This is a genomic window from Bradyrhizobium amphicarpaeae (genome assembly GCF_002266435.3).
Lineage (GTDB): Bacteria > Pseudomonadota > Alphaproteobacteria > Rhizobiales > Xanthobacteraceae > Bradyrhizobium > Bradyrhizobium amphicarpaeae.
This window is the reverse complement of sequence record NZ_CP029426.2, coordinates 5,436,555-5,462,451: the sequence shown is the minus strand read 5'-3', so window position 1 is coordinate 5,462,451 and position 25,897 is coordinate 5,436,555. Positions and strand designations below refer to the sequence as shown.

At 64.2% G+C, this 25,897-nt stretch carries 24 protein-coding genes; 20 read left to right on the top strand and 4 right to left on the bottom strand.

Annotation, left to right across the window (positions count from 1 at the left end):
• The 15 genes from bchB (at window position 1) to CIT40_RS25535 (ending at window position 15,098) form a co-directional block, all read left to right on the top strand.
• Complete coding sequence (gene bchB, locus CIT40_RS25605) at window positions 1–1,566, top strand: ferredoxin:protochlorophyllide reductase (ATP-dependent) subunit B (RefSeq protein WP_094891134.1); 1,566 nt, start codon at window positions 1–3, stop codon at window positions 1,564–1,566.
• A complete protein-coding gene (locus tag CIT40_RS25600; RefSeq protein WP_094891135.1) occupies window positions 1,541–5,269 on the top strand; it encodes a magnesium chelatase subunit H in 3,729 nt (1,242 codons plus the stop codon). Before bchB ends, CIT40_RS25600 begins: the two co-directional genes overlap by 26 nt.
• Entirely contained in the window at window positions 5,266–6,177 is a 912-nt protein-coding gene (gene bchL / locus CIT40_RS25595) for a ferredoxin:protochlorophyllide reductase (ATP-dependent) iron-sulfur ATP-binding protein (RefSeq protein ID WP_094891136.1), read from the top strand. The genes CIT40_RS25600 and bchL overlap by 4 nt, the downstream gene beginning before the upstream one ends.
• Window positions 6,177–6,878, top strand: a complete 702-nt coding sequence (gene bchM, locus CIT40_RS25590) for a magnesium protoporphyrin IX methyltransferase (RefSeq protein WP_094891137.1) — start codon at window positions 6,177–6,179, stop codon at window positions 6,876–6,878. Before bchL ends, bchM begins: the two co-directional genes overlap by 1 nt.
• Window positions 6,875–8,308: an MFS transporter gene (locus CIT40_RS25585; RefSeq protein ID WP_094891138.1), complete on the top strand. Its 1,434-nt coding sequence runs from the start codon at window positions 6,875–6,877 to the stop codon at window positions 8,306–8,308. The genes bchM and CIT40_RS25585 overlap by 4 nt, the downstream gene beginning before the upstream one ends.
• Before the next feature lie 21 nt (window positions 8,309–8,329).
• A complete protein-coding gene (gene puhA / locus CIT40_RS25580) occupies window positions 8,330–9,097 on the top strand; it encodes a photosynthetic reaction center subunit H (protein WP_094891139.1) in 768 nt (255 codons plus the stop codon).
• The gene (gene puhB / locus CIT40_RS25575) at window positions 9,094–9,771 is read left to right on the top strand and encodes a photosynthetic complex putative assembly protein PuhB (RefSeq protein WP_094891140.1); all 678 of its coding nucleotides are present in this window, start codon (window positions 9,094–9,096) and stop codon (window positions 9,769–9,771) included. Before puhA ends, puhB begins: the two co-directional genes overlap by 4 nt.
• 13 nt (window positions 9,772–9,784) lie before the next feature.
• Window positions 9,785–10,243, top strand: coding sequence for a photosynthetic complex assembly protein PuhC (gene puhC, locus CIT40_RS25570; protein WP_094891141.1), 459 nt, complete (start codon window positions 9,785–9,787; stop codon window positions 10,241–10,243).
• Window positions 10,240–10,545, top strand: coding sequence for a hypothetical protein (locus CIT40_RS25565; protein ID WP_094891142.1), 306 nt, complete (start codon window positions 10,240–10,242; stop codon window positions 10,543–10,545). The genes puhC and CIT40_RS25565 overlap by 4 nt, the downstream gene beginning before the upstream one ends.
• Window positions 10,542–11,639 (top strand): magnesium-protoporphyrin IX monomethyl ester (oxidative) cyclase, encoded by a 1,098-nt coding sequence (gene acsF, locus CIT40_RS25560; protein WP_094891143.1) that lies wholly within the window; start codon window positions 10,542–10,544, stop codon window positions 11,637–11,639. The genes CIT40_RS25565 and acsF overlap by 4 nt, the downstream gene beginning before the upstream one ends.
• A gap of 13 nt (window positions 11,640–11,652) precedes the next feature.
• Window positions 11,653–12,663, top strand: a complete 1,011-nt coding sequence (puhE, locus tag CIT40_RS25555) for a putative photosynthetic complex assembly protein PuhE (protein ID WP_094891589.1) — start codon at window positions 11,653–11,655, stop codon at window positions 12,661–12,663.
• Window positions 12,660–13,871 carry a 5-aminolevulinate synthase gene (gene hemA / locus CIT40_RS25550; RefSeq protein ID WP_094891144.1) on the top strand — a complete coding sequence of 404 codons (1,212 nt, stop codon included), beginning with the start codon at window positions 12,660–12,662 and terminating at the stop codon, window positions 13,869–13,871. Before puhE ends, hemA begins: the two co-directional genes overlap by 4 nt.
• A gap of 84 nt (window positions 13,872–13,955) precedes the next feature.
• Window positions 13,956–14,435: a hypothetical protein gene (locus tag CIT40_RS25545; protein WP_094891145.1), complete on the top strand. Its 480-nt coding sequence runs from the start codon at window positions 13,956–13,958 to the stop codon at window positions 14,433–14,435.
• A 33-nt stretch (window positions 14,436–14,468) separates the two neighbouring features.
• Window positions 14,469–14,690, top strand: a complete 222-nt coding sequence (locus CIT40_RS25540) for a hypothetical protein (protein WP_094891146.1) — start codon at window positions 14,469–14,471, stop codon at window positions 14,688–14,690.
• 9 nt (window positions 14,691–14,699) lie between these two features.
• Window positions 14,700–15,098, top strand: a complete 399-nt coding sequence (locus CIT40_RS25535) for a hypothetical protein (RefSeq protein WP_094891147.1) — start codon at window positions 14,700–14,702, stop codon at window positions 15,096–15,098.
• 286 nt (window positions 15,099–15,384) lie between these two features.
• Here CIT40_RS25535 and CIT40_RS25530 read toward each other — a convergent pair whose 3' ends face one another.
• The 4 genes from CIT40_RS25530 to CIT40_RS25515 all read right to left on the bottom strand — a co-directional run bounded on the left by CIT40_RS25530 (window position 15,385) and on the right by CIT40_RS25515 (window position 20,395).
• The gene (locus CIT40_RS25530) at window positions 15,385–16,206 is read right to left on the bottom strand and encodes an IclR family transcriptional regulator (RefSeq protein WP_094891148.1); all 822 of its coding nucleotides are present in this window, start codon (window positions 16,204–16,206) and stop codon (window positions 15,385–15,387) included.
• A gap of 120 nt (window positions 16,207–16,326) precedes the next feature.
• Window positions 16,327–17,421 (bottom strand): extracellular solute-binding protein, encoded by a 1,095-nt coding sequence (locus CIT40_RS25525; protein WP_094891591.1) that lies wholly within the window; start codon window positions 17,419–17,421, stop codon window positions 16,327–16,329.
• A 26-nt stretch (window positions 17,422–17,447) separates the two neighbouring features.
• Complete coding sequence (locus CIT40_RS25520; RefSeq protein ID WP_094891149.1) at window positions 17,448–19,244, bottom strand: ABC transporter permease subunit; 1,797 nt, start codon at window positions 19,242–19,244, stop codon at window positions 17,448–17,450.
• Complete coding sequence (locus CIT40_RS25515; RefSeq protein WP_094891150.1) at window positions 19,241–20,395, bottom strand: ABC transporter ATP-binding protein; 1,155 nt, start codon at window positions 20,393–20,395, stop codon at window positions 19,241–19,243. Before CIT40_RS25515 ends, CIT40_RS25520 begins: the two co-directional genes overlap by 4 nt.
• A gap of 245 nt (window positions 20,396–20,640) precedes the next feature.
• Here CIT40_RS25515 and CIT40_RS25510 point away from each other — a divergent pair, with 245 nt between their 5' ends.
• The 5 genes from CIT40_RS25510 (at window position 20,641) to CIT40_RS25490 (ending at window position 25,887) form a co-directional block, all read left to right on the top strand.
• Window positions 20,641–21,450 carry a CoA transferase subunit A gene (locus tag CIT40_RS25510; RefSeq protein ID WP_193550934.1) on the top strand — a complete coding sequence of 270 codons (810 nt, stop codon included), beginning with the start codon at window positions 20,641–20,643 and terminating at the stop codon, window positions 21,448–21,450.
• Entirely contained in the window at window positions 21,450–22,208 is a 759-nt protein-coding gene (locus CIT40_RS25505) for a CoA transferase (RefSeq protein WP_094891151.1), read from the top strand. Before CIT40_RS25510 ends, CIT40_RS25505 begins: the two co-directional genes overlap by 1 nt.
• Window positions 22,205–24,517 carry a molybdopterin-dependent oxidoreductase gene (locus tag CIT40_RS25500; RefSeq protein ID WP_094891152.1) on the top strand — a complete coding sequence of 771 codons (2,313 nt, stop codon included), beginning with the start codon at window positions 22,205–22,207 and terminating at the stop codon, window positions 24,515–24,517. Before CIT40_RS25505 ends, CIT40_RS25500 begins: the two co-directional genes overlap by 4 nt.
• Window positions 24,518–24,531: 14 nt before the next feature.
• Window positions 24,532–25,101 carry a peroxidase-related enzyme gene (locus tag CIT40_RS25495; RefSeq protein ID WP_094891153.1) on the top strand — a complete coding sequence of 190 codons (570 nt, stop codon included), beginning with the start codon at window positions 24,532–24,534 and terminating at the stop codon, window positions 25,099–25,101.
• 132 nt (window positions 25,102–25,233) lie between these two features.
• Complete coding sequence (locus CIT40_RS25490; RefSeq protein ID WP_334265217.1) at window positions 25,234–25,887, top strand: hypothetical protein; 654 nt, start codon at window positions 25,234–25,236, stop codon at window positions 25,885–25,887.
• Window positions 25,888–25,897: the final 10 nt, after the last annotated feature.

The following is a 25,897-nucleotide window of genomic DNA, read 5'->3' as shown; positions in this document are numbered from 1 at the left end:
ATGCAGCTCACGGTGTGGACCTATGAAGGACCTCCCCATGTCGGCGCGATGCGTGTCGCGACGGGAATGGACGGCCTGCATTACGTCCTGCACGCCCCGCAGGGCGACACCTACGCGGATCTGCTGTTCACGATGATCGAACGCCGCGACCGGCGCCCGCCCGTGACGTACACAACATTCTCCGCCCGGGATCTCGGCGGTGACACCGCCGATCTGTTCAAGTCCGCGGCCCAGAATGCCTATGATCGTTTCCAGCCGCAGGCGATGCTCGTCGGCGCGTCCTGCACGGGGTCGCTGATCCAGGACGACCCGGGCGGTCTAGCGCGTGCGCTCGATCTCCCGATCCCCGTCGTGGCCGTCGATCTGCCGGCCTATCAGCGCAAGGAAAACTGGGGCGCGGCCGAAACGTTCTATCAATTGGTGCGCACGCTCGCCGGGCCGTCAGCGCCGGCACCCGGAAGACCGCGTCCCCAGCGTGCTGCGGGAGTCCGTCCTCGCTGCAATCTGCTCGGCCCAACCGCTCTCGGTTTCCGCCATCGCGACGATATCGTCGAGATCACCTCGCTGCTGGCAAAGCTTGGCATTGACGTGAACGTCACAGCGCCGATGGGGGCGACCCCGGCCGATATCGCAGGACTTGGCGAGGCCGACTTTAACGTCGTGCTGTATCCCGAAATCGCGGGCCAGACTGCGTCCTGGCTGCAACGGACGTTTGGACAGCCCTTCACTAAGACCGTCCCGATCGGCGTGTCGGCCACCCGCGAATTCGTCGAAGAGGTCGCAAGGCTCGCTGGTGTCGATGCGTCGGCGACGCTGGCCTCGGCCTCCACCCGGCTGCCGTGGTACTCGCGCTCAGTCGATTCGACCTATCTCACTGGCAAGCGCGTCTTCATTTTTGGCGACGCCACCCACGCGGTTGCCGCTGCCCGCATTGCATCCGACGAACTCGGCTTCATGGTCGTTGGCCTCGGCACCTACAGCCGCGAATTCGGCCGCGAGATCCGCGACGCAGCGAAACGATATGACGTCGAACCGCTGATCACTGACGACTATCTAGAGGTCGAGGCGAAGATCGCGGAACTACAGCCCGAGTTGGTGCTGGGGACGCAGATGGAGCGGCACATCGCCAAGCGTCTCGGCATTCCATGCGCCGTGATCTCGGCGCCGGTGCATGTGCAGGATTTTCCCGCACGCTACGCACCGCAGATGGGTTTTGAGGGCGCCAACGTCATCTTCGACACCTGGGTGCATCCGCTGATGATGGGCCTCGAGGAACACCTGCTGGCAATGTTCAAGGATGATTTCGAATTCAAGGACGGCACGGTACCGTCGCATCTGGGCGCGGGTCATTCATCGCCCGTTGCTGATCGGCCGGTTCAGGTATCCGTCAGTGAGTCGAACATCGCGGCCGTTTGGGCAGCCGACGCCGAGAAAGAGTTGCACAAAATTCCGTTCTTCGTTCGTGGCAAGGCGCGCCGCAATACCGAACGTTTCGCCAATGAAAACGGCGTTGCCACCATAACCATCGAGACGCTCTACGATGCCAAAGCGCATTACGCCCGTTGATGCGACGCCTTTGAGGGTCGTCGTCGTGACCATGGACAGTCATCTGTCCGGCGCGGCTGCGCGGGCCGAGAGGCTGTTGAAGGGACAATTTCCCGGGCTGACGCTTGCGGTCCATTCCGCGGACGAATGGGGCACCGACAACGCTGCGCTCGATCGTTGCAGGGCCGACATCGCCCACGGCGACATCGTGATCGCCACCATGCTGTTTCTCGACGACCATGTTCGCCTCGTGATGCCGGCACTTGTTGCCCGGCGCAGTCATTGCGACGCGATGATATGCTGTATGTCGGCGGCCGAGATCGTCAAGCTGACGCGCGTTGGAAAGTTCGACATGAGCGGCGAGGCGCTCGGCGCCATCGCATGGCTGAAGAAGCTGCGCGGCAATCGCAAGGGCAGCCCCGGCGGCAAGGGCGAGATGAAGATGCTGCGCCAGCTGCCGAAGTTGCTGCGCTTCATCCCAGGCACCGCACAGGATATGCGCGCGTATTTCCTGACGCTGCAATACTGGCTGGCCGGCTCAGAGCAGAACATCGCCAACATGATCCGTCTGCTGGTGGACCGTTACGCCGATGGACCGCGCCGCGCCCTGCGCGGCATCGTCAAGGCCGAGCCGCCGGTCGACTATGCCGACATCGGTGTCTACCACCCCCGCCTCAAGGGGTGCATCGCCGATATCGCAGATCACCTGCCTGTCCCGGCCGGCGAGCGCGGCACCGTTGGCCTCCTGTTGTTGCGCTCCTATCTGCTCGCAGGGAATTCCGGTCACTATGACGGCGTCATTGCCGCATTCGAGGCGAAGGGGCTGCGCGTGATACCTGCCTTCGCCAGCGGCCTCGATCAGCGGCCGGCGATCGAGCGCTTTTTTATGAAAGATGGCCGCAGCGCGGTGGATGCCGTCGTCTCGCTCACCGGCTTCTCGCTGGTCGGCGGCCCCGCCTATAACGACTCCCGGGCGGCCGAAGATATTCTCGCCAAGCTCGACGTCCCCTATCTGTCGGCGCATCCCGTCGAATTCCAAACGCTCGAGCAGTGGGGGGCTTCGGATCGCGGTCTGATGCCGGTGGAGAGCACCATTATGGTGGCGATCCCCGAACTTGACGGCGCGTCGGGGCCGCTGGTCTATGGCGGTCGCTCCGACGGCGCAGGTGCTCCCTGCACGGGCTGCGAGCGCGCCTGCATTTTCGCACCCGCCGAGACCGGCGGCGAAATGCATGTGTGCAGCGAACGCGCCGACATGCTGGCGGCGCGCACCGCTCGCCTGGTCGCGACGCGCCGTTCGGAGCGCTGGGATCGCAAAGTCGCGATCGTGCTGTTCAATTTCCCGCCGAATGCCGGCAACACCGGCACCGCGGCATTTCTGTCGGTGTTCGAATCGCTTCATCGCACGCTCTCGGCAATGAAGCGCGAAGGCTATCAGGTCGAGGTGCCCGAAAGCGCCGACGCCTTGCGTGAGCGCATCGTGGTCGGTAACGCCGCCCGCTTCGGCGCGGATGCCAATGTCCACGCCAGAATTCCGGCCGGTGATCACGTTCGGAACGAAAAATGGTTGCGCCAGATCGAGGCGCAATGGGGCCCGGCTCCCGGCAGGCAGCAGAGCGATGGCAGCTCGATCTTCGTGCTGGGTGAGCGCTTCGGCAACGTCTTCGTCGGGATCCAGCCTGCGTTCGGATACGAGGGCGATCCGATGCGGCTGTTGTTCGAGAAGGGGTTTGCGCCGACGCATGCCTTCTCGGCCTTCTATCGCTGGCTCCGCGAGGATTTCGGCGCGGGTGCGGTCTTGCATTTCGGAACCCACGGCGCGCTCGAATTCATGCCAGGCAAGCAGGCTGGTCTTTCGGGCGCGTGCTGGCCCGACCGGATGATCGGCGACCTGCCGAACCTTTATCTCTATGCCTCGAACAATCCGTCCGAGGGCACGATCGCCAAGCGTCGCTCGGCCGCAACGCTGATCAGCTATCTGACGCCGCCGGTCGCCCATGCCGGACTCTACAAGGGTCTGGTCGAGTTGAAGGCCTCGATCGGGCGTTGGCGTGGACTTGCTCCGGATGATGATGCGGAGCGCGGCGATCTCGCGACATTGATCCAGGCCCAGGCCAGTGCGCTGGAACTGGCCGAGGCGGCTCCCGCCTGGATCGATCCGGTTACAGCGGTCGGGAAATTGTCGGAAGCCGTGCTCGAACTCGAATACACCCTGATCCCGCATGGCCTGCACGTCGTCGGCGAGATGCCGTCGTCTGAACAGCGGGTCGAAATGCTGCAGGCGGTTGCCGATGCCTCGCACGGCGCGCGGCCGGACAAATCGATCCTCGAAGCGCTGGTGAAGGGCGAGGCGCCCGAAGCATTGGCCGCGAAGGATGAGGCCGCGCTCACGCTCTACATGGAATTGGCCGGCATCGATCGCATCCTTAAGCAGGATCACGAATTGCCCGCGATCCTGCATGCCCTGGACGGCAAGTTCATTCGCCCGGCACCAGGCGGCGATCTCCTGCGCACGCCGGCGATCCTGCCGACGGGGCGCAATCTCCACGGCTTCGATCCGTTCCGGATTCCCAGCGCGTTTGCGGTGCGGGACGGCGCACACCAGGCGCAGCGGCTGATCGACAAGCATGCCGGCGAAGGCCACGGGATTCCGGAATCGGTCGCGATCGTGCTCTGGGGCACCGATAACCTCAAGAACGAGGGCGCGCCGATCGGGCAGGCGCTGGCCTTGCTCGGCGCAAGGCCGCGCTTCGACGGCTATGGTCGCCTGACCGGTGCCGAATTGATCCCGCTCGATCAGCTCAACCGGCCGCGGATCGACGTCGTCATCACCATGTCCGGCATCTTCCGCGACCTGCTGCCGTTGCAGATCAAGCTGCTGGCCGAAGCCTGCTTCCTGGCCGCGTCCGCCGACGAGCCGGTCGAACAGAATTTCGTTCGCAAGCACGCACTCGCCTACCAGGCCGCGAATCATTGCGACCTCGAGACCGCGTCCTTGCGCGTGTTCGGCAATGCCGACGGCGCCTACGGCTCGAACGTCAACCATCTCGTCGAGAACGGCCGCTGGGACAACGAGGACGAACTGGCCGAGACCTACACCCGCCGCAAGAGTTTTGCCTACGGCCTGAAAGGGCAGCCAGTGCAGCAGACGGCACTGTTGAAGAATGCGCTCGCCACCGTCGATCTCGCTTATCAAAATCTCGACTCGGTCGAACTCGGCGTCACCACGGTCGATCACTATTTCGACACGCTCGGCGGCATCAGCCGTGCCGTGCGAATGGCCAAAGGCGGCCAGTCGGCGCCGGTCTATATCGGCGACCAGACCCGCGGCGCGGGAACGGTCCGGACGCTGTCGGAGCAGGTCGCGCTGGAGACCCGGACCCGGATGCTCAATCCGAAATGGTACGAGGGCATGCTCAAGCATGGCTATGAGGGCGTTCGCCAGATCGAAGAGCACGTCACCAACACCATGGGCTGGTCGGCGACGACTGGCGAGGTGTCGCCCTGGGTCTACCGGCAGCTCACCGAGACCTTCATGCTCGATCCCCAAATGCGCGAGCGCCTGGCGTCGCTCAATCCCGTGGCCTCCGCGAAAGTCGCGAACCGGCTGATCGAGGCGCACGAACGCAAATACTGGTCGCCCGATCCGGAGATGCTCGATGTCCTGCGCAGGGCAGGCGAAGAGCTCGAAGACCGCCTCGAAGGCGTGGGAGTTGCCGCATGAACATCCAAACCAAACCATCGTCGCTCAAGAGCCCGTCCTGCTGCGGCGACGGCGAGGGCAGCGTGCAGGTTCAGCTCGATCCGAAGCTCAAGATCGGCACCGCAAAGGTTTTCTCGGTCTACGGCAAGGGCGGTATCGGCAAGAGCACGACGTCGTCGAACCTGTCGGTCGCGTTCTCGAAGCTCGGCAAGCGCGTCCTTCAGATCGGCTGCGACCCCAAGCACGACTCGACCTTCACCCTGACCAAGCGCCTGGTCCCGACCGTAATCGACGTGCTGGAATCCGTGAACTTCCACGCCGAGGAACTTCGCCCTGAGGATTTCGTGTTCGAAGGCTACAATGGCGTGATGTGCCTGGAGGCCGGTGGGCCTCCGGCAGGCACCGGCTGCGGCGGTTACGTCGTGGGCCAGACCGTGAAACTCTTGAAGGAACACCATCTGCTCGAAGACACCGACGTGGTGATCTTCGACGTGCTTGGCGACGTCGTCTGCGGCGGCTTCGCTGCGCCCTTGCAGCACTCCGACCGTGCGTTGATCGTTGCGGCGAATGATTTCGACTCCATCTTCGCGATGAACCGCATCGTGGCCGCGATCGAGGCCAAGTCGAGAAACTACGGAGTCCGGCTCGGCGGCGTGATCGCCAACCGCAGCAAGGATACCGATCAGATCGATCGCTACAGCGAGCAGGCCGGGTTGAGGCGGGTCGCTCATTTCCCCGATCTCGACGTCATCCGCAAAAGCCGCCTGAAGAAGTCAACGCTGTTCGAAATGGACGAGACGCCTGAATTAAAGGCCGTCACGGACGAATACATGCGGCTCGCCGCCGAGCTCTGGGCCGGAACGATCGAGCCGTTGCCTGGAAAATCGTTGAAAGACCGTGAAATCTTCGATCTGTTGGGGTTCGATTGATGTCGATTGCAACCTATCTCGAACGGCGCGGTGAGCTTGAGACCTATTTCGACCGGACCGCGGTCGATGCCTGGGCCAAACTGACGTCGGATGCGCCGGTCGGCCGCATCAGGGCCACCGTCCGTGCCGGTCGCGACGAGATGCGCAACACGCTGCTGTCCTGGCTGCCGCAGAACATGAGCGGCGCACGATTGCTCGACGCCGGCTGCGGCACGGGGGCCTTGTCGATCGAAGCCGCCCGGCGTGGCGCCTGCGTGGTTGCGATCGATCTGTCGCCGACGCTGGTATCGGTGGCGCGCGAGCGGCTGCCGTCGGACCTCGACGCCACAACCATCGAATTCCGGTCCGGCGACATGCTCGATCCAAAGCTCGGCAAATTCGACTTCGTGGTCGCGATGGATTCGCTGATCCACTATCGCCCGGCGGACACCTGCCGGATCATGGCCGGCCTGGCGAACCGGACTTCCGAAGCCCTGCTGGTGACATTCGCGCCGAAAACGCCGGCGCTGGCCGTGATGCACGCAGTCGGCCGGCTTTTCCCGCGCGGAGATCGCGCACCGGCGATCGAGCCGGTGGGTGAGCAGAAATTGCGGCGGTTGCTGATGTCGGAGGAAGGGCTCGAGCGATGGCAGCTCGGCCGTAGCCATCGCGTCGCCTCCGGTTTCTACAAGTCGCAAGCTTTGGAGATGACGCCCCGATGACGCGGATTTCGTCGACATTGGCAAAAGGCTGGATGCGGCTCGGAACCCGCTTCCTTCCCTTTGCCGACGCGGCAACGACGGAGCTTCCACTCGCGCGGCTGCTGCGTCTGTCGCTGTTCCAGGTGTCGACGGGCATTTCGATCGTGCTACTGAACGGCACGCTCAATCGCGTGATGATCGTCGAGCTCGGCGTCTCCACGCTTTTGGTCTCGCTGATGGTGTCGATCCCGCTGGTGTTCGCGCCGTTCAGGGTGTTGATCGGCTTCAAGTCCGACAATCATCGCTCGGTGCTGGGCTGGCGTAGGGTCCCCTATATCTGGATGGGAACGCTGATCCAGTTCGGCGGCTTCGCCATCCTGCCGTTTGCGCTGCTGGTGCTGTCGGGCACCGGCGAGTATCCCGCAGTCTATGGACAATTCGGCGCGGCGCTCGCCTTCCTGCTGGTCGGCGCCGGCATGCACACGGCGCAGGCGGCGGGCCTCGCACTCGCCACCGACTTGGCGCCGGCTGATGCGCGGCCGCGCGTGGTGGCCTTCCTCTACGTCATGTTGCTGTTCGGAATGGCCGGCAGCGCGCTGATCTTCAGCGAGCTCTTGCGCAACTTCAACGAGATACGCCTGATCCAGGTGATCCAGGGCGTCGCCGTCACCCAATTGCTGCTCAACATTGCCGCCTTGTGGAAGCAGGAAGCGCGCAATCCGGCGCTGACGTCAGCTGCGCGCGAGCGCCCCGAATTCCAGCACTCCTGGGCAAGGTTCCGCAACGCCGGTGGCTCGGTCCGCGTCCTCGTCGCCGTGGCGCTCGGCACCTCGGCATTCTCGATGCAGGATATTTTGCTCGAGCCCTATGGCGCCGAGATCCTCAAGCTGACCGTGGGCCAGACCACGGCGCTCACGGCATTCTTCGCGCTCGGAACGCTGGCCGGATTTGGCCTGGCCGCAAGGACGCTGGGACGCAACGCCGATCCCTATCGCATCGCTGGCTTCGGCGCGGTCGCGGGCGTGTTCGCGTTTGCGGCGGTCATCTTCGCCGCGCCGTTGGGCTCGGTGCTGCTGTTTCGGATCGGCACCGCGCTGATCGGTTTCGGTGGCGGGCTTTTTGCGGCGGGAACGCTGACCGCTGCGATGGCGCTGGCGCGGGACGGTGAAAGCGGATTGGCACTGGGCACGTGGGGCGCAGTGCAGGCGACCGCGGCTGGCGGCGGCATCGCGCTCGGCGCCGGCATCCGCGATGCCGTGACGTCTCTGGCCTCGAGCGGTGCTCTCGGTCGCGCGCTGACGGGTCCGTCGACCGGCTACAGCGTCGTGTACCACATCGAAATTGCCTTGTTGTTCGCCACTCTGGTTGCGATCGGCCCGCTCGTGCGCACAGCACGAACAGGGTTCTCGCAGCCGTCCACAAAGTTCGGCCTGGCAGAATTCCCAGGCTAGTCAACGAGAGGGAGGTCGCCCATGCAGCCCGACGCGTATATGGACCTGGCACAGGTCACGCTTTACGTCTTCTGGATATTCTTCGCTGGCCTGATCTTCTATCTTCGCCGCGAAGACAAGCGCGAAGGTTATCCACTCGAGTCGACGGGGATCAACGGCGGCGTCGCGCATGGCTTTCCGCACATGCCCGATCCCAAGACCTATCTCTTGCGTGACGGGCACGTCGCGACGCTCCCGAACCACAAGAACGATCGCCCCAACGTCGCGCTGGCGCCGATCGCTGTCTGGCCGGGCGCGCCGGCGGAGCCGACCGGCAATCCGATGCTCGATGGCGTCGGGCCCGGGTCCTATGCCAATCGCGAAGACGTTCCCGAACTGACGATGGAAAACATCCCCTGCATCGTTCCGCTTCGGCTTGCCGAAGGCACTTATCTCGAAGCCCGCGACCCCGATCCGCGCGGCATGCGGGTGAACGGCGCAGACAGCGAGCCTGGCGGCATCGTCACCGACGTCTGGGTCGATCGTGCCGAGGCCCTGATCCGCTATCTCGAAGTCGAGGTCCCCCTCATCGGCGGCGCGCGGCGCGTGCTGCTGCCGATGCCGTTCGCCAAGATCGACGGCGGCCGCCGTCGGGTCTGGGTCGATGCCATCCTCGGCAGCCAGTTTGCCGACGTGCCCGCGACGAAGAGTTTGGATCAGGTGACCAAGCTCGAGGAAGATCGCATCGTCGGATATTTCGGCGCAGGCACGCTCTACGCCACGCCGGCACGACAGGAGCCGCTGCTGTGAAACAGGATCATCAACAATTCAAGACGTCGGAGTTCAAGGAGCTCCCAACGCCCCTGCCGGTCGGCGAGCGTGTGATCTGGCAAGGCAAGCCGAGCTTCAAGGGGCTGGCGCTGCGGTCGTTCCACATCCGTGAGGTCGCGATCTATTTCGGCCTCTTGCTGGCGTGGCGGCTGTGGTCGAACTGGTCGCACGGCATGCAGCCAAGCGATATCGTCATTTCGGCGCTGTGGCTGATCGCTCCGGCGATCAGCGCCATCGCCGTGCTGGCCGGCCTCGCGTGGTTGTTCCGCCGTGCGGCCTGCTACACGCTCACCAGCAAACGGATTCTGTTCCAGTTCGGCGTCGCACTTCCGATGACCATGAACATTCCGTTGAGCAAGATCACCAACGCGGCTCTGAAGAAGCATCACGACGGCTCGGGCGACATTCCGCTCGGTGTGTCCGACAGCAAGCGCGTCTCGTACCTGCTGCTGTGGCCGCACATCCGCCCGTGGCGGCTGCGCGAGCCCGAGCCGATGCTATGCGCGTTGCCGGATGCCGCGATCGTTGCGGCCAAGCTCTCCGAGGCATTGGGCGGCCAGCCCGCCCCGGCGGCAGTCGCGCTGTCGGCAACCGCCAACCGCAACCTGCTCTCGGGCGCAACGGCCAATTCGCCGTCGACCGCGGCCGCCTGAACGGAGAACGCTCATGAGCCAGGCCATCCAGGAATCGGTCGTTCCCAAAGGCGGCATCATCGCGGCGGCCGCTCTTGTCCTGTTTTCGCTCGCGACGGTGACGACGGCGCGACTGACGGGGACGGGCGGCGTCCACATGACGCTGCCGGCCGCTGTCGAAAGCCGTGATTTCCAGTTTGAGGACGGCAAGAACGGTGCGGTGCTGGTGTACGACGCCGGCAATGGGCAATTGTTGGATACGCTGGCGCCAGGCAGCAACGGTTTCATCCGCGTCGTGCTGCGCGGGCTCGCGCGGGAACGCAAGCTCGGCGACATCGGCCGGCAGCCGCCATTTCGCCTGACCCGTTTCGTCAACGGCCAGATCACGCTGACGGACACCTCGACCGGCAAGCAGATCGATCTCGACGCTTTCGGATCGGCCAACACCGAGGCCTTTGCGCGGCTGTTGAAGCTGAGGGGAGGCGTATCATGACGATGCTCTGGACGAAGTCTCCCAAGAGGTTCGACGTGCCTTGCACGGTCGAGATCGAGCAGACCTCGGAGACGCTGCATGCCCATGTCGTGCTCGACGGCGATATCGCGATCGAGCCCGGCGACCAGGTGAGGGTCCATGACGCGCCGACGGGGGTCGCCTTCGGTGAGCGCCTTGTCGTGCGCCGGACAGCGACCGTGGTTCGCGCGGGCCCGCTCGATCGCCTCCGGGCGCGGATCGAGGGCTATCTGGAATTGACCGAACTCTACGAAGTCAGCTTCTCGGACGGGAGGGCATCATGATCAACATGGAAGGCGGCACCCACGGCAGTCTGCAAACGCGCCCCGGCATCAAGGGCAGCAGCGAAAGTCTCGACAAGGCGCGCGAGGACACCATCCTCAGCCCGCGCTTCTACACCACCGACTACGAGGCGATGGATCGCCTCGATGTCAGCCTGGTGCGGTCCGAATGGAACGCGGTCATCAAGGAACTGCGCGCCGATCATAACAAGGCGCATTTCGTCAAGACAGACGAATTCAAGAACGACCTGGAATCGCTGCCGCCCGAGCTTCGCAAGGAGTTCAAGGATTTCCTGGTCTCGTCGCTGACCGCCGAGTTCTCGGGCTGCGTGCTTTACGCGGAGATCAAGAAGCGGATCAAGAACAAGGACATCCAGGAGCTGTTCGCCTTCATGAGCCGGGACGAGGCCCGCCACGCCGGCTTCATCAACGAGATCCTGAAGGACCACGGCATCGGGGTGGACCTGAGCTTCCTCACCAAGGTGAAGAAGTACACCTATTTCCGTCCAAAGTTCATCTTCTACGCGACCTATTTGTCCGAGAAGATCGGCTACGCCCGCTACATCACGATCTACCGGCAGATGGAGCGTCATCCCGAACGGCAGTTCCATCCGATCTTCCGCTGGTTCGAACTGTGGTGCAATGACGAATTCCGCCACGGTGAGGCCTTTGCGCTGTTGATGCGCGCCGATCCTTCGCTGCTGCGCGGCTTCAACAAGCTCTGGATCCGGTTCTTCCTGCTCGCCGTGTTCGCCACCATGTATGTGCGCGATCACATGCGACCGGCCTTCCACGAGGCGCTCGGCATGCACCCCACTGAATACGATATGCGGGTGTTCCGTATCACTTCCGAGATTTCCAGGCAGGTGTTTCCGGTCACGATCGATATCGAGAACCCGCGCTTCCTCGTCGGTCTCGAGCGCTTGCGGCTGATTTCGGAAGCGATGGCGGATGCGCGCGAGCAGGGCGGATTGTGGTCGCGTGTGAAGCGCGCAGGCCTCGCGGCCCAGGCTGCATTGGCTTTCGCAAGGCTGTTCCTGATCCCGGTGAAGCCAAACACGCTGCCGCGCGAGATCTGCCTGCAACCGGCATGGTGAGGAGAGGGCGTTGATAGCCGCATACACGGTCCCCCCCATTTACGCTGCCTTTGTATGGTGGTTCAGCACCGGGGCCGTGCTGTTGCTCGTGGGACGCTCGGGACGGTTCGGACTGTCGCGAGCATTCCTGGCACTTGGGTTGTTCCCTGGGGCGCTCGGCGGTCTCGCGCTGACCGCCGGCGATACCAGCGTCGGAGGCGCCTATACGGCCTTCACCTGCACGATCCTGCTATGGGGCGCACAGGAGATCGCCTTTCTGGCGGGATGGCTGACCGGGCCGCGGCCGGAGCCCTGCCCTGTGAGCGCGGTTGGCCGGGCGCGCCTCGGCCTCGCCTTGCAGGCCATCCTCTATCATGAGTTCGCGCTGCTCGCGTGCGGTGTGGCCATCGTCGCCCTGACATGGAACGGCGCCAACCAGGTCGGTCTCTGGACGTTCGCCTCGCTCTGGGTGCTCAGGCAAACCGCCAAGATCAATCTCTTCCTCGGTGTTCCCGTCACCAACGACGAGTTGATGCCGGATGCGGTGAAATTCCTGAAGACGTTCTTCGCGAAGAAGCCGGTCAGCGCCTTCTTTCCGCTCTCCGTCACGCTCGCGACCTCGGTCCTCGTCATCATGATCCAGCGGATCGTCGAAGTCGCGGTCACGCCCTTCGAAGTCGTCGGCCTGACGCTGGTATCGACGCTGTTTGCGCTCGGCCTTGTCGAGCATTGGTTCATGCTGCTTCCGCTGCCGGCGATCACGCTGTGGGGATGGGGCATGCGCTCGGGTTTTCCGCCGGAGGACGCCACCATGGAACAGGAACGAGATGCCAAGACCGCCGCTGCGCCACCCAATCTCGTCGTGCTCGCCGATGTGCGCCCCGATGCGGCGCCTTCCAGGCTGTCGCAGGCAGCCTGTGCGCGGCAGCGTCTCGAAGACCAGTTTCGCCAGAGTTTCCGCGAGCAACAAGCAAGAGATGGCCTGACGACAGCGCTGACCATCAGCAACGAGCCGTCGGCAACGATCAAGGGGAGGACGTCATGAACTACGAAGCCTATTTTCGCCGGCAACTCGAAGGTCTTCATCGCGAAGGCCGCTATCGCGTATTTGCCGATCTCGAGCGCAAGGCAGGCGCCTTTCCCCGCGCAAAACATCATCATCCGGGCGGTGCCGGCGAAGTCACCGTCTGGTGCTCGAACGATTATCTCGGCATGGGCCAGCACCCCGCGGTGCTGAAGGCGATGCACAAGGCGCTCGACAGTTGCGGCGCCGGGGCCGGCGGCACCCGCAACATTGCCGGAACCAACCATTACCACGTGCTGCTGGAGAAGGAGCTGGCCGACCTGCACGGCAAGGAGTCGGCGCTCCTGTTCACGTCCGGCTATGTCTCCAACATGGCGTCGCTGAGCACGCTGGCGTCGCGGATGCCCGGCTGCACGATCCTGTCGGACGAGCTCAATCACGCCTCGATGATCGAGGGCATCCGGCACAGTCGCAGTGAGACGCGCATCTTCGCCCACAACGACCCGCGCGATCTCGAGCGCAAGCTTGGTGATCTAGACCCGCATGCGCCGAAGCTGGTGGCCTTCGAGTCCGTCTACTCGATGGATGGCGACATCGCGCCGATCGCTGATCTCTGCGACGTCGCGGACGCGCACAATGCCATGACCTATCTCGACGAGGTCCATGGTGTCGGCCTCTACGGACCCAAGGGCGGCGGCATCGCCGATAGAGAGGGCGTGAGCCATCGCCTGACCGTTATCGAGGGCACCCTGGCAAAGGCGTTCGGCGTCATCGGCGGCTACGTCGCGGCATCGGCCACGATCTGCGATTTCATCCGCAGCTTCGCTTCCGGCTTCATCTTTACCACGTCACTTCCGCCGGCCGTCGCCGCCGGCGCGCTTACCAGCATCCGTCATCTGAAATCGAGCGCGGCGGAACGCGAGCGGCATCAGGACCGCGTCGCGCGGCTGCGCAGGCGACTCGACGAGGCGGGCGTTGCTCATCTGGACAATCCTAGCCACATCGTGCCGGTCATGGTCTGCGACCCCGTGCTGTGCAAGCAGATCAGCGACGTGCTGATCGACCGCTACGGCATCTACGTCCAGCCGATCAACTACCCGACGGTGCCGCGCGGCACCGAGCGCCTGCGCATCACGCCGTCGCCGCATCACACCGATGCCGATATCGAGCATCTGGTCAATGCGCTGGCAGAGATCTGGGCAGAGGTCGGGCTCGCCAAGGCAGCTTGATTTGCGGTCCCTGGACGACTGATCCGGTCGTTTGGAGTTGCTCGATGGTGCGATAGGCGAGGTTTCTGCGAACCACGGTCCATCATGCGGAAGTTGATGAAGTTTCTTCATACGCTGGGAGCGATCGGCCTTGTCGGCGCGGTCGCCTGCTTTCTCGTGATGGCCGGCCACGCGCCCGCACCGGGCGCGATCGCGCAATACGCGCCGCTCAGCATCGCGACGGGTGCAGTGGCGACCTGGATCTTCATGCCGTCGCTCGGGCTCACTCTGGTGGCCGGGCTGTTGGCCCTCGCCGTGAACAGGGCGTTTCACAACGCCGGCTGGGCATGGGTCAAACTTGCGACGGGCGTCCTCGTTTTCGAATGGGGATTTGTCTCCGTGGTCGGGCCGCTCCAGCAGGAGGCCGAGCAAAGCGCGCGAGCGTTGGCCGGCGAAATCGATCCCCTCGCGCTCGCCGGCGAATTGGGGACGCGCCGTGCTGCGCTCTGGGTGTTTTTGGCCATCGCGATGGCCAACATCGTTCTCGGGGTGTGGCGGCCGCGGCTCACGCGGTTGCCGGACTAGATTTGTTGCGTCAACACAAGGAGGATCTCTGCGATGGCAACTCATATCGTGATGGATCATTCAGGTGACAGGCGTCACCATTTCGACCCTGCGGACGCGCATGAAAGCGCCGAGGCGCGGCACCGCTTCGAGACTTTGGTCGCGGCAGGCTTTACGGCCGCGGTGCGGATGCGCCCAGGCGATGTGCGCCGGTTGACGGCCTTCGATCCGCAGGCGGACGAGACGGTGTTCTTTCCCCGCCTGGTCGGTGGTTGAGATGCCGCGATGCGATGGCCTATCAAAGGGCGCGCTCAGCCGCGGCTGAAACTGATTCGCAGTCTTTTGCGCGCCGTCCATGCGGAGAATACGCCCGAAGCGCGCGGCCGTCGCTTGCTGCGGGATTGGCTCTCCGCCGGACAGCGCGAACAATTCGACGCGGCCAGATACTTCGATGTCACCGGTTCCGACAGCGGCAAACGCTACCGGATTTGCTACGGAACCGCGGCAAATATCCGGGAGCTGGATCGGAACGGCAAGGAGGGCATCGGCTGGTGCTTCGCGCCCACCGGTGCGCTCGTCCCAGGCGACGTCATGCTTGCGCAAAAGATCGCGCTTGAGACCGCGGAGGCATCTACCTTAGCTATTGCTAACCGCATCCCGCTGATACCCCGCGTGGCCCGCTAGGGCTCATTTTGGCGAAGGCAGCCCCGCAGGAAGGCGGCGGTCGTTGAGACAATGGGCTCGGCTTCAAGAATTCTACGGTGCGGCGGGCCCTGGGATTCCGAACCAAAACACAGTCGGCAATGGAAAATTATAACCGTGCGATGAATGCTGGCGCGCCCACCATAAATCCCCTCACGAAATCAAGCATCTAGCGTCTCACTCAGGAATTACGGAGTGTGAATGTCTAGACGCATTTTGGAGCCATTTAGACGCTCTCGTGCGGGCGGTGAATCCGGTGACGGCAAGATCAAGAGGCGCGTCGTGATGGATGTGAAGGCGCAGGATCCGACGATTGGCTTTTGACGGCGGGGTATGCCGCCGGCCTGGAATAGCCAAGGGCGGCGCCGATGGTTCGGGCTGCCTCCATCACGTGAACTGAATATTCCTTGATCTGCTTGCGCTTGATGCGGGTGTCGGGGCCGGACATGCCGATCGCTCCGACGAGTTCGCCGGAGCGGCCGAGGATTGCGCAAGCGCAGGCCGCGATACCCTCGCGCCACTCGCCATGCAGCACGGAGGAGTAACCCTGCGCGCGCGCCAGCTCGATGTCTTCGCGCAGCTCCTTGATCGTCGTGCGCGTCGCTTCGGTGTACCGCCGGAGATGCGGCCGGAACCGTTCGAGGTAGTCATCCGGCATATGTGCGAGCATCGCCTTTCCCGTCGCCATGGTGAAGGCGGGAGCACGCATACCCACGCTGGTGTGGGCGCGAATATGGTGAGCGCTTTCGATCTTGTCGACGTAGACGACTTCGGTGTCCTCGAGCACCGAAAGATGAATGGTTTCGCCCGTGCTCTCGGCGAGTTTCATCATCGCCGGTCGCGCGACGTTGATGAGGTCCATCCGGTGGATCACGTGGCTGCCCAGCGCCCAGATCTTGGTCGTGAGCTCATACATGCTGTGGGGGGGGATTTGACGCACATAGCCTTGGGACTGCAAGGTCATGAGCAGCCGATGCACGTTGCTCTTGGTGAGCTTCAACTCGCTCGCGAGGTCCGTCACCCCGCGAGGTTGCTCGCTCAGAGCAAGCGTTTCCAGCAGGCGCAGTCCCTTGATAAAAGCCTTGTCCATCCGTCTCCCGAAATAGAATGATCTTTCGTCCGATCTAGCACGGCCGGGCGGTCGGCCATAGTCCCGGGGATTGGATGTCCCCGATCCTTGCGGAGCGGGGACATCTGCGGATCAGCCTGCCTATTGAGCCAGCAAGGCGTTGAGCTTCTCCTGCCCGTATTCTTCGTTGGTGGAGTTTCCGGCCGGCGAAGGTCCGCCCCAGTAATCCGGGCTCCACTCGATCGCCTTCGAGATGTTGTCCGGGTTGTTGGCCCAGTAGCGGGCGAGCTTCTTGTCGGTGGCGGCCTCGAACACGACCCGGGAGGGGAGGGCGACCGGGAAGGTCGAGGTGAGCTGCGCCGCGCGCTTGGGCTCGAGCCGCCAGGACAGCAGTTTGAGCGCGTTGTCGTAGTTCGGCGCGCCCTTGGGGATCGAGAAGAAGTCGTAGTAGACGAAGCCCTGGTTGAAGGTCAGGTCGATCGGCGCGCCCTCCAGGGCGAGCTTGCTCATCGAGCCGGTGTAAGCCATGCACATGTCGGCCTCGCCGTCGAGCAGGAGTTGGGGCGGCTGGGCGGACGTCGTCCACCATTTGGCGATGTGCGGTTTGATCTCCTTGACCTTCTTCAGCGCCCGCTCCATGTCGAGCGGATACAGCTTGCTCTTCTCCACGCCGTCGGCCATCAGCGCCGCTTCGAACACGAAACGCGGCCAGGCCGGCATGCAGCGCCGGCCTGGGAATTTCTTCACGTCCCAGAAGTCGGCCCAGCTCGTCGGTACGTTTTCGCCCTTGTACTTGTCCTTGTTGTAGACGAGGCCGACGCCGATCACCTGCAATGCCACGCCCTTCTTGCGCTTTAAATTGTCCGGCATCGCCGCCAGCGTCTGTTTCGCCCCGTCCGATAGCTTGGAATAGTCGATGTCGGCCAGGCAGCAGTCGCCGAGCAGCTTCGTCTCCTGGTCGAAGATGAACGTCAGGTCCCATTGCGCCTTGCCGGCTTCGGCCTGAGCCTTGATGCGCGGGCCGCTACGGGCTTCCTGGACGGTGACGACCTTGATGCCGGTCTCCTTCTCGAATGGATCGTACATGACCTTTCGCAATGCATCGCCATAACCGCCGCCCGGATCCTGCATGATCACGACGTTGCTCTGCGCTTGAGCCAGACCCGTTCCCATCGCGACGAACAGGGCCGAGGCCAATACGGAAGCCGATAGCCGCCAGCGTTTCATTCCCAGCATTTTCTCTTTCCTCCAGTTGAAATCGATCATTGTGACGTCGCCTTCCGCGACGTCGCGAGAACGGGGCGTGCAAGGGCGAGCCCGGCGACCACCAGCAGCACCTCCAGCGTCGAGACCACGGCCAGCACCGGGTTGAGCCGATAGTTGACGTCGCCCCACAGCATGAGCGGAAGCGTCTTCAGCTCCGCGCTCGACAGGAACAGCGTCAACACCAGTTCGTCGAACGAATGCAGGAAGGCGAAGAACGTCGCCGCGGCAAGGCCCGGCATGATGGCCGGCAGCGTCACCAGGCGGAACACTGTCAAGGATGACGCGCCATGGACGGCGGCGGCTTGTTCGAGCCTGGTATCGACGCCTTGAAGCGAGGCGGACAGGATCACCACGACGAGGGGAAGACCGCCGATCGCATGCGCGGCGGCAAGGCCGAACACGGAGCCGACGAGATCGAAACGCAGGAACAGGCTGTAGAGCGACAGGCCGAGCACGACCGGGGGAACGATGATCGGACTTACGAGAAGCAGCATGATGGCTGATTTGCCGCGAATGTTGCTCCTGACGATGCCGAGGGCAGCCGAGGCGCCCAGCGCGATCGCGATGGCGGCCGACATCGCCGCGACGACCAGGGATGTCCAGAACGCCCGCATCCAGTTCGAATCGGAAAAGAACTGCTCGTACCAGCGCAATGAAAAGCCCGGCGGCGGGAAGGTCAGATAGCTCGCGCTGCTGAAGGAGATGATCATCACCACGATGATGGGCAGGATGAGAATGGCAATGACCAGGCCGCCCATGAGGCGCACGGTCCAGGTCCCGCAGCTCGCCGGCAGCCGCCCGAACAGCCGCAGGAGCGGCCAGCCGATGAAATCGGCAACCGAGGCGCCGAAGCTGCGGCGGCCGACATCGCCCGTGTAGCCGTCGGTGGCTCTTGGCGCGGCCTCCGTCAGCTTGCGGCCGCCCCAGATGAACTCGAAGCCGAGGAAACGTCCGGCCACCGCGACCACCGCCAACGTGATCGTCAGCAGCACCACGCCCAAGGCTTGCAAGAATCCCTCCGACGTGACCGAGTCCGCCTGCTGGGTGATATGCATGGCAAACATCTGGTCACCGGGCCCCCCGAGCAGGGTCGGCGTAATGAAGAAGCCGATCGCGGCGACGAAGACCAGCAGGAAGCCGGCGCCCATCCCGGGCAAGGTCAGCGGAAGCAACACGCGCCAGAACGCCGCAAGAGGCCCGGCGCCGCTGGCGAGCGCCGCGCGCGTCAGGCTCTGGTCGAGGCGCGCTACGCTGGAATAGATCGTCAGCACCATCAGCGGCAGAAGCACCGCGGTCATGCCGAGAAGCACCGTGCCGCGATTGAACAGCAGCTGCACCGGCTCGCTCAATATGCCGATCGAGACCAGCAGCTTGTTGACCGGCCCGTTGCGACCGAGCAGGACCATCCAGGCGTAGGTCCGGATCAGGATGGCGATGAAATAGGGCAGCACGATCGCGGTCGCGATCAGGACCTGTGCAATGCCGCGACTGCGGTGAATGAGCAGCGCGGTCGGATATCCGAACAGCAGGCACAGGCCCGCGACGGTCACCGAGATCTGCATCGTGCGGACGAGCGAATCCCAATAGAGCGGTATCGCGAACACCCGCGCGAAATACGACGACCACGACGGTCCGCTGACGCTGATACGGATCAGATCGATCAGCGGGAGGAGATAGACGAAGGCCAGGAAGGCAAGCGCCGGCAGCAGCAGCAGCGCCGGATCCTTCAACCTCCTGACGAGATCAAGCTCCGCAGGACGGTCCGCCTGGACGCCGATCGATGCCGAATTCATGCAAGCACCCAGCAATCCGCGGCGCCCCAGCTCACGTGCAGACGATCCCCGACGGAGGGCAGGGGCCGGTCCGCCATGTCGGTGCACCGGATCAGGAGCGGCTCTCCGCCCTCCATGTGAGCTTCGATCCGCAGGATCTCGCCCAGGAAAATGGCAGACGTGACGCTGACGGGGGTGGAATTCGCGGTCGGCTCGTTCGATACGGCAATGCGTTCCGGACGCACCAGCACGGTTGCGCGCCCGACGTCGATCGTGTCCCGGCTTTCGGCGCTGAACACGTATCCCGCGCGGTTCTTCATCGTCAGCGTCGATCCGCGCTTCTGTAGAATCTCCGCTTCGATCAGGTTGCTCTCGCCGACGAACGAGGCGACGAAGCGATCCGTTGGATGTCGATAGATGTCCAGGGGGCGGCCGATCTGGACGATCTTGCCGGCGTTGAGCACCGCGATGCGGTCGCTCATGGTCAGGGCTTCGCCCTGGTCATGGGTGACGAACAGGATCGTGCTGCCGATGGTCCGGTGCAGGTCGCGAATCTCGATCTGGATCGACTCGCGCAACCGCCTGTCGAGGGCGCTGAGTGGTTCGTCCATCAACACGACCCTAGGCCTCCTGACGATGGCGCGGGCGATCGCGACGCGCTGTTGCTGTCCCCCCGACATCTGCGAGGGGGACTTCGCCGCATGCTCCGTCAGGCGCATGATTTCCAACGTCTCGGCGACGCGTCGGTCCGTGGTTGCCCGGTCGACGCCCGCCATGCGAAGCGGAAACGCCACGTTCTGGCTCACCGTCATGTTGGGAAACAGCGCGTAGCTCTGGAAGACCATGCCGAAGCCGCGCTTGTGCGTGGGCACGTTGTGGACGGGCTTGCCGTCGACGAGGATTTCGCCGCTGTCGAGGCTTTGGAATCCGGCCACGAGGTTGAGCAGCGTCGTCTTGCCGCTGCCGGAAGGGCCGAGGAGCGTGATGAATTCACCCGGCTCGATGTCGATGCTGATCCGGTCGACCGCATGAAAGCTGCCGTATCGCTTCACGGCGTCGCGGACGGCGATGCTCGATCCGATCGTGCCGCGCTCCCGTGGGAGGCCGCTTGGCGACGTGCGAGCGCCTACGTCGCCGGAGCGCGTCGTGCGCAGAGCCGCGGGCTCACCCATTCTTCTCCTCCCACTTGTTCTATATTGTAGAACGTTATTCCAATTATTCTTGGCGTAGCGCGCGCACTTGTCAAGTCGCGCCGTTCAGCCGCGACGCAGCCGCGCGCGTCGCGATCGCCTGCGCGGGCGACTTCCCCTGTAAACAAAGGCCTATCCGGTGAAGCCAGATTGACAGTCGCATTCAAATCCGTCTAACATTTATTTGGAATAGCGTTCCACAATATAGAACACTTGTTGGGAGGATGATGGTGTTGAGCGAGCCTCGCGCATTGGCGAAGCACATCGAGCCGGGCATGCGCGTGGCGCTGCCGGTGGATTACGCCGGCGTCTCCATGGCCATGACGCGGCCGATCATTGAGCATGGTGCGGGCGATCTCGATCTCGTGTGCGTGCCGACCGGCGGATTGCAGGTCGACCAGCTCGTCGGCGCGGGCCTGGTCCGGACGGTGGAGACCAGCGCCGTCTCGCTCGGCGAAGCGGGCGGGGCGCCCCGCTTCAACGCCGCCGTCAAGGAAGGCGCGGTTCGACTCAAGGACGCGACGTGTCCTGCCATCCACGCGGGCCTGATGGCGGCGCAGAAGGGCAGTCCCTTCATGCCGCTCCGGGGGCTGATCGGAACGGATCTGCTCCGGCATCGCGACGATTGGCGCGTCGTCGACAATCCGATGGCGGACGGAGGCGATCCGATCGTGCTGATTCCCGCCATCAAACCCGACATCACGATCTTCCACGTGCCGATGGCCGATCGCTTCGGCAATGTCTGGATCGGACGGCGCCGCGAGCTTGCCGCGATGGCCTACGCCTCGCGGATCGCGCTTGTCACGGTGGAGCGCATCGTCGAGGAGAATCTGCTTGCGGACGAGATGACCGCCGCCGGCGTGCTGCCCTCGCTCTACGTCACGGCGGTGGCGCGCGCTCCGAAGGGGGCGTGGCCCTATGGACTGTGGGGCGAGTATCCGACCGACAGCGCGGAGATCGCACGCTACGCGAAAGCCGCGCGAACGGCCGACGGTTTCTCCGCCTATATGGCCCAGGCGCAGATGGAGCCCGCGTGATGGCTGAGGTCCTCCCTCGCGAAGTGCTGATCTGCACGATCGCTCGGCTGCTCGATGGCGTCAGGCACGTTGCCGTAGGGGCGTCCTCTCCGATTCCCGCCGCCGGCGCGATGCTGCTGCGTGCAATGAAGGAAGCGGAGGGCGCCGTCGGTCCACGCATCTCCATTCTCGGCTCCGTCGAGCATAATTTCTTCACCAACGGTTCGGCGGAACTGTTCGATTGCGCGGGGCAGGGCCGGATCGACGCGTTCTTCCTCGGCGGTGGCCAGATCGACGGCTTCGGCAACGTGAACCTCGTCGGCGCCGGGGACTATCCGCGATCGAGCGCGCGCTGGCCGGGCTCGTTCGGGTCGGCCTATCTCTATTTCGTCGTACCGCGCGTCATCCTGTTCCGGGAGGAGCATACGCCGCGTGTTTTCGTCGAGAAGGTGGACTTCATCAGTGCCCCAGGTGTCAGTCCGGACGGGGTGTTCAGGAGCGGCGGTCCTATCGCCCTGCTGACCGGCAAGAGCCTCTTCCGCTTCGACAAGACGCGGCCGGGCTTCGAGCTGGAGAGTGTCCATCCCGGGCATGATCTCGCGGAGATCAAAGAGGCGACCGGCTTTCGGTTCACCCATGACGCCGAGCCGCGGCAGACCGCGCTGCCCGATCGCGCGACACTCGACCTCCTCCGCGGCCGCGTGTTCGACGAACTTGCCGAGACCTATCCCGAATTCGCCGCGCAGATGCGGCGCGAGCTTGGGACGGTTGCCGCATGAGCGAAGTCAAGCGGGTCCCGCACTGCAGCCATTGGGGTGCGTATACGATCCTCGTCGAGGATAATCGCATCGTGGGCGTCGAGCCGTTCGAGCACGATCCGGCTCCTTCCCCGATCATCCATTCTGTCGCCGAATGGGCGAACCCGGCGCGCCGCGTACTGCGACCGATGGTCCGTTCCGGCTGGCTGGACAAGCGCGAGAAGAGCGATCGCCGGGGCCGCGGCCGGGAGAAGTTCGTGCCGGTCAGCTGGGACGAGGCAACGACGCTGGTGTCGGATGAAGTGCGCCGCGTCGCCCGCACCTTCGGCAATGCGTCGATATTCGCCGGCTCCTACGGTTGGACGAACTCGGGCCGCCTGCATCATGCCTCGTCGCTTCTGAAGCGCATGCTCAATCTGGTGGGCGGCTTCACCAGGCACGTCGACACCTATTCGATCGCGGCAGGCCCCGTGATCCTGCGGCACACGCTGGGCAGCGACGATGCATGCGGCGGCCGCGCCAACACGCTCGACACCATCGCGCAGCACACCGAGACGCTGGTGGTGTTCGGCGCGCTCTCGCCGCGTACCGCACAGAACGAGGCCGGCGGAATCGGCAGCCACCGGCTTGAAACCTATCTCAGGAAAATCGTCGCGCGCGGCGTCAGGGTCATTCACGTCTCGCCGCTGAAGGACGATCTGCCCGACTGGGTCAATGCCGAATGGTGGCCGATCCGCCCGAACACCGACACGGCGCTGATGCTCGGCCTTGCCGGCGAGATCGTGAAAGCGGGACGGCACGACAGGGATTTCCTTGCGCGCTGCACCAGCGGTGCGGATCGCCTGCTCCGCTATCTCGAAGGCGAGGCGGATGGCGTCCGCAAGGAGGCGGTTTGGGCTGCGGGCATCTGCGGTCTCGATGCGGGGAAGATCGCCGAACTCGCAAGGCGCCTGGTCGATACGCGCAGCATGCTGACCGTGAGCTGGAGCCTGCAGCGCGCCCATCACGGCGAGCAGCCGTTCTGGGCGGCGCTCGGACTCGCATCGGTCGCCGGCCAGATCGGATTGCCGGGCGGCGGCGTGGGCTACGGCTACGCCTCCCTGGGTGGTGTGGGAGCGCCGCTCAACCTGGCCCGGTCTCCGGCCATCTCACAGCTGACCAGACCGATCGACAGCTTCATCCCGGTGGCGCGGGTCACCGACATGCTGCTCAATCCCGGCCGGCCATTCAGCTATGAAGGCGAGATCCGCACCTATCCGGATACGAGGCTGGTCTATTGGGCTGGCGGCAATCCTTACCACCATCATCAGGATCTCAATCGCCTGTCGGACGCCTGGACGAGGCCCGAGACGATCATCGTGCAGGATCCGATGTTCACGGCGACAGCTCAGCGCGCGGACATCGTACTGCCGGCAACCACGTCGATCGAGCGCAACGATCTTGCCGGCAACAGGCGTTCCGACTTCATCCTGGCGATGAAGCAGGCCATCGAGCCGCTGGGAGAATCCCGCTCCGACTTCGAGATCTTCGACGCCATTGCAGGCAAGCTCGGAGTGGCCGATCGCTTCAACGAGGGCCGGGACGAGATGGGTTGGGTCCGGCATCTCTACGAAGAGTGCCGCAGCGACGCTTCGAAGCGCTTCGATTTCAAGATGCCTGATTTCGATGCGTTCTGGGAAGCCGGCTATGCTCGCTGCCCGGTCAAGGCCGAGCAGACGTTCCTCGCCGACTTCCGCAACGAGCCGGAGGCCCATGCGCTGAGGACCGAAAGTGGAAAGATCGTGCTTGGCAGCGAGACTTTGGCCAGGCTGGACTATGCCGATTGTCGCTCGCATCCGGCGTGGATCGAGCCGGCCGAATGGCTCGGCAACGCCGCCGATGCCGGCCAGATGCACCTGATCTCGCACCAGCCGGTCGGCCGTCTTCACAGCCAGCTCGAAACCGGCGCATCGAGCAGGGCCATGAAGCGCAACGGCCGTGAACGGGCTCACCTGCATCCCGACGACGCGGATGCTCTCGGCATCGCCGATGGTCAGACGATCCGCATCTGGAACGGCCGCGGGGAGTGCCTGGCGACGGCCGAGGTCACCGACCAGGTTCGCCGGAGCGTGCTGGTGCTCCCGACCGGCGCATGGTTCACGCCGACCGGCAATAGCGGCCTCGAGGTTGCTGGCAATCCGAACGTGCTCACGCTCGACATCGGCACGTCTCAATTCGGCCAGGGCTGTTCGGCCCACACCTGCCTCGTGCGGGTCGAGCCCTACGCCGCCGATCGGCGCGATGCGTTCGAGGCCTATCAGGAAACGCTCGTCGCGCTCGCGGCAGTCTAACAGGAGCTTGCAACATGTCTGCGCCCGCCATCAGCCGCTTTCCCGTCCCCGACATCGCGACCCTGCCTGCGGATATCCGCTCGCGGATCGAGGCGGTTCAGGAGAAGTCCGGTTTCGTGCCCAACGTCTTCCTGACGCTCGCGCATCGCCCGGACGAGTTTCGGGCGTTCTTCGCCTATCACGACGCGCTGATGGACAAGCCGGGGCCGATCACCAAGGCCGAGCGCGAGATGATCGTGGTGGCGACCAGCAGCGCCAATCAATGCCAGTATTGCGTCGTCGCACACGGCGCGATCCTGCGCGTGCGGGCGAAGAATCCGCAGATCGCGGACCAGGTCGCCGTCAACTATCGCAAGGCCGATATCACCGCGCGGCAAAGGGCGATGCTCGATTTCGCAATGAAGGTCTCGGCGCGCGCCTATGAGGTCGACGATGTCGACGTACGGGATCTCAAGGGACACGGATTCACGGAGGAGGACGTCTGGGACATCGCGGCCATCGCTGCATTTTTCGGGATGTCGAACCGCCTCGCCAACGTCACCAGCATGCGTCCGAACGACGAATTCTTTGCGATGGGCCGCTGAACGCCTCGGACGAAGACTGCAATGGTATCGCTTGTCATCGACAGACGCTTCCGGGGACCGCCGAATTCCGGCAACGGAGGCTATGTCTGCGGATGTCTCGCAAGACACGTCGCGGGAGACGCCGAAGTCACGTTGCGCGCGCCGCCGCCGCTGGAGCGGCCGCTCGACATCCTGACCGCATCTGATGGCGCCATCGAGCTGCGCGAGAACGACAAGCTACTCGCGACGGCGTCCGCAACGAGGATAGACGCTCGGGATATTCCCGGGGTGAGCTACGAGGCGGCGGAAGAAGCGGTGGCCAGAACGCCCTACGACGAGCAGACCCACGACCTTCCGGCTTGCTTCGTCTGCGGCCCTGCGCGTGGCCATGGCGACGGTCTGCGGATCTTCGCAGGTCCGCTCCAGGCGGGAGCAGTCCCGGGCAAGCCCGTGGTGTTCGCTGCGTCCTGGATACCACATGGCAGCTTGTCCGGCGACGACGGCTACGTCGCGCCCGAATTCGTCTGGGCCGCCCTCGATTGTCCGACCGGCTATTGCAGCGTGGGTGCCCGTCATCTGGGCTTGAAGGGTAACGAGACGGCCTTGCTCGGGCGCATGGCGGCGCGGATCGATCGTCGGCCACGCCCCGGCGATCGTTGTGTGGTGACCGCCTGGCCGACCGGGCGGGAGGGTCGCAAGCTCTTTGCCGAGAGCGCTTTGTTGAGTTCGGAACAGGAAGTTTTGGCGATGGCACGAACCACGTGGCTGCTGGTCGACCGCCAGGTTCAGCTTGGAGCAACGACATGAACGAGAGTCG

Bases quoted from the DNA above. Each gene is read 5' to 3' on its own strand.
- CIT40_RS25565 (WP_094891142.1), top strand. From the start codon at position 10,240: ATGACGATGCTCTGGACGAAGTCTCCCAAGAGGTTCGACGTGCCTTGC.
- CIT40_RS25500 (WP_094891152.1), top strand. From the start codon at position 22,205: ATGAGCGAAGTCAAGCGGGTCCCGCACTGCAGCCATTGGGGTGCGTAT.
- CIT40_RS25530 (WP_094891148.1), bottom strand. From the start codon at position 16,206: ATGGACAAGGCTTTTATCAAGGGACTGCGCCTGCTGGAAACGCTTGCT.
- CIT40_RS25515 (WP_094891150.1), bottom strand. From the start codon at position 20,395: ATGGGTGAGCCCGCGGCTCTGCGCACGACGCGCTCCGGCGACGTAGGC.
- bchL (WP_094891136.1), top strand. From the start codon at position 5,266: ATGAACATCCAAACCAAACCATCGTCGCTCAAGAGCCCGTCCTGCTGC.
- CIT40_RS25585 (WP_094891138.1), top strand. From the start codon at position 6,875: ATGACGCGGATTTCGTCGACATTGGCAAAAGGCTGGATGCGGCTCGGA.
- CIT40_RS25495 (WP_094891153.1), top strand. From the start codon at position 24,532: ATGTCTGCGCCCGCCATCAGCCGCTTTCCCGTCCCCGACATCGCGACC.
- bchB (WP_094891134.1), top strand. From the start codon at position 1: ATGCAGCTCACGGTGTGGACCTATGAAGGACCTCCCCATGTCGGCGCG.
- CIT40_RS25505 (WP_094891151.1), top strand. From the start codon at position 21,450: ATGGCTGAGGTCCTCCCTCGCGAAGTGCTGATCTGCACGATCGCTCGG.
- CIT40_RS25545 (WP_094891145.1), top strand. From the start codon at position 13,956: ATGCGGAAGTTGATGAAGTTTCTTCATACGCTGGGAGCGATCGGCCTT.
- acsF (WP_094891143.1), top strand. From the start codon at position 10,542: ATGATCAACATGGAAGGCGGCACCCACGGCAGTCTGCAAACGCGCCCC.
- hemA (WP_094891144.1), top strand. From the start codon at position 12,660: ATGAACTACGAAGCCTATTTTCGCCGGCAACTCGAAGGTCTTCATCGC.
- bchM (WP_094891137.1), top strand. From the start codon at position 6,177: ATGTCGATTGCAACCTATCTCGAACGGCGCGGTGAGCTTGAGACCTAT.
- puhC (WP_094891141.1), top strand. From the start codon at position 9,785: ATGAGCCAGGCCATCCAGGAATCGGTCGTTCCCAAAGGCGGCATCATC.
- puhA (WP_094891139.1), top strand. From the start codon at position 8,330: ATGCAGCCCGACGCGTATATGGACCTGGCACAGGTCACGCTTTACGTC.
- CIT40_RS25535 (WP_094891147.1), top strand. From the start codon at position 14,700: ATGCGATGGCCTATCAAAGGGCGCGCTCAGCCGCGGCTGAAACTGATT.
- CIT40_RS25520 (WP_094891149.1), bottom strand. From the start codon at position 19,244: ATGAATTCGGCATCGATCGGCGTCCAGGCGGACCGTCCTGCGGAGCTT.
- CIT40_RS25525 (WP_094891591.1), bottom strand. From the start codon at position 17,421: ATGCTGGGAATGAAACGCTGGCGGCTATCGGCTTCCGTATTGGCCTCG.
- CIT40_RS25510 (WP_193550934.1), top strand. From the start codon at position 20,641: ATGGTGTTGAGCGAGCCTCGCGCATTGGCGAAGCACATCGAGCCGGGC.
- CIT40_RS25600 (WP_094891135.1), top strand. From the start codon at position 1,541: ATGCCAAAGCGCATTACGCCCGTTGATGCGACGCCTTTGAGGGTCGTC.
- CIT40_RS25540 (WP_094891146.1), top strand. From the start codon at position 14,469: ATGGCAACTCATATCGTGATGGATCATTCAGGTGACAGGCGTCACCAT.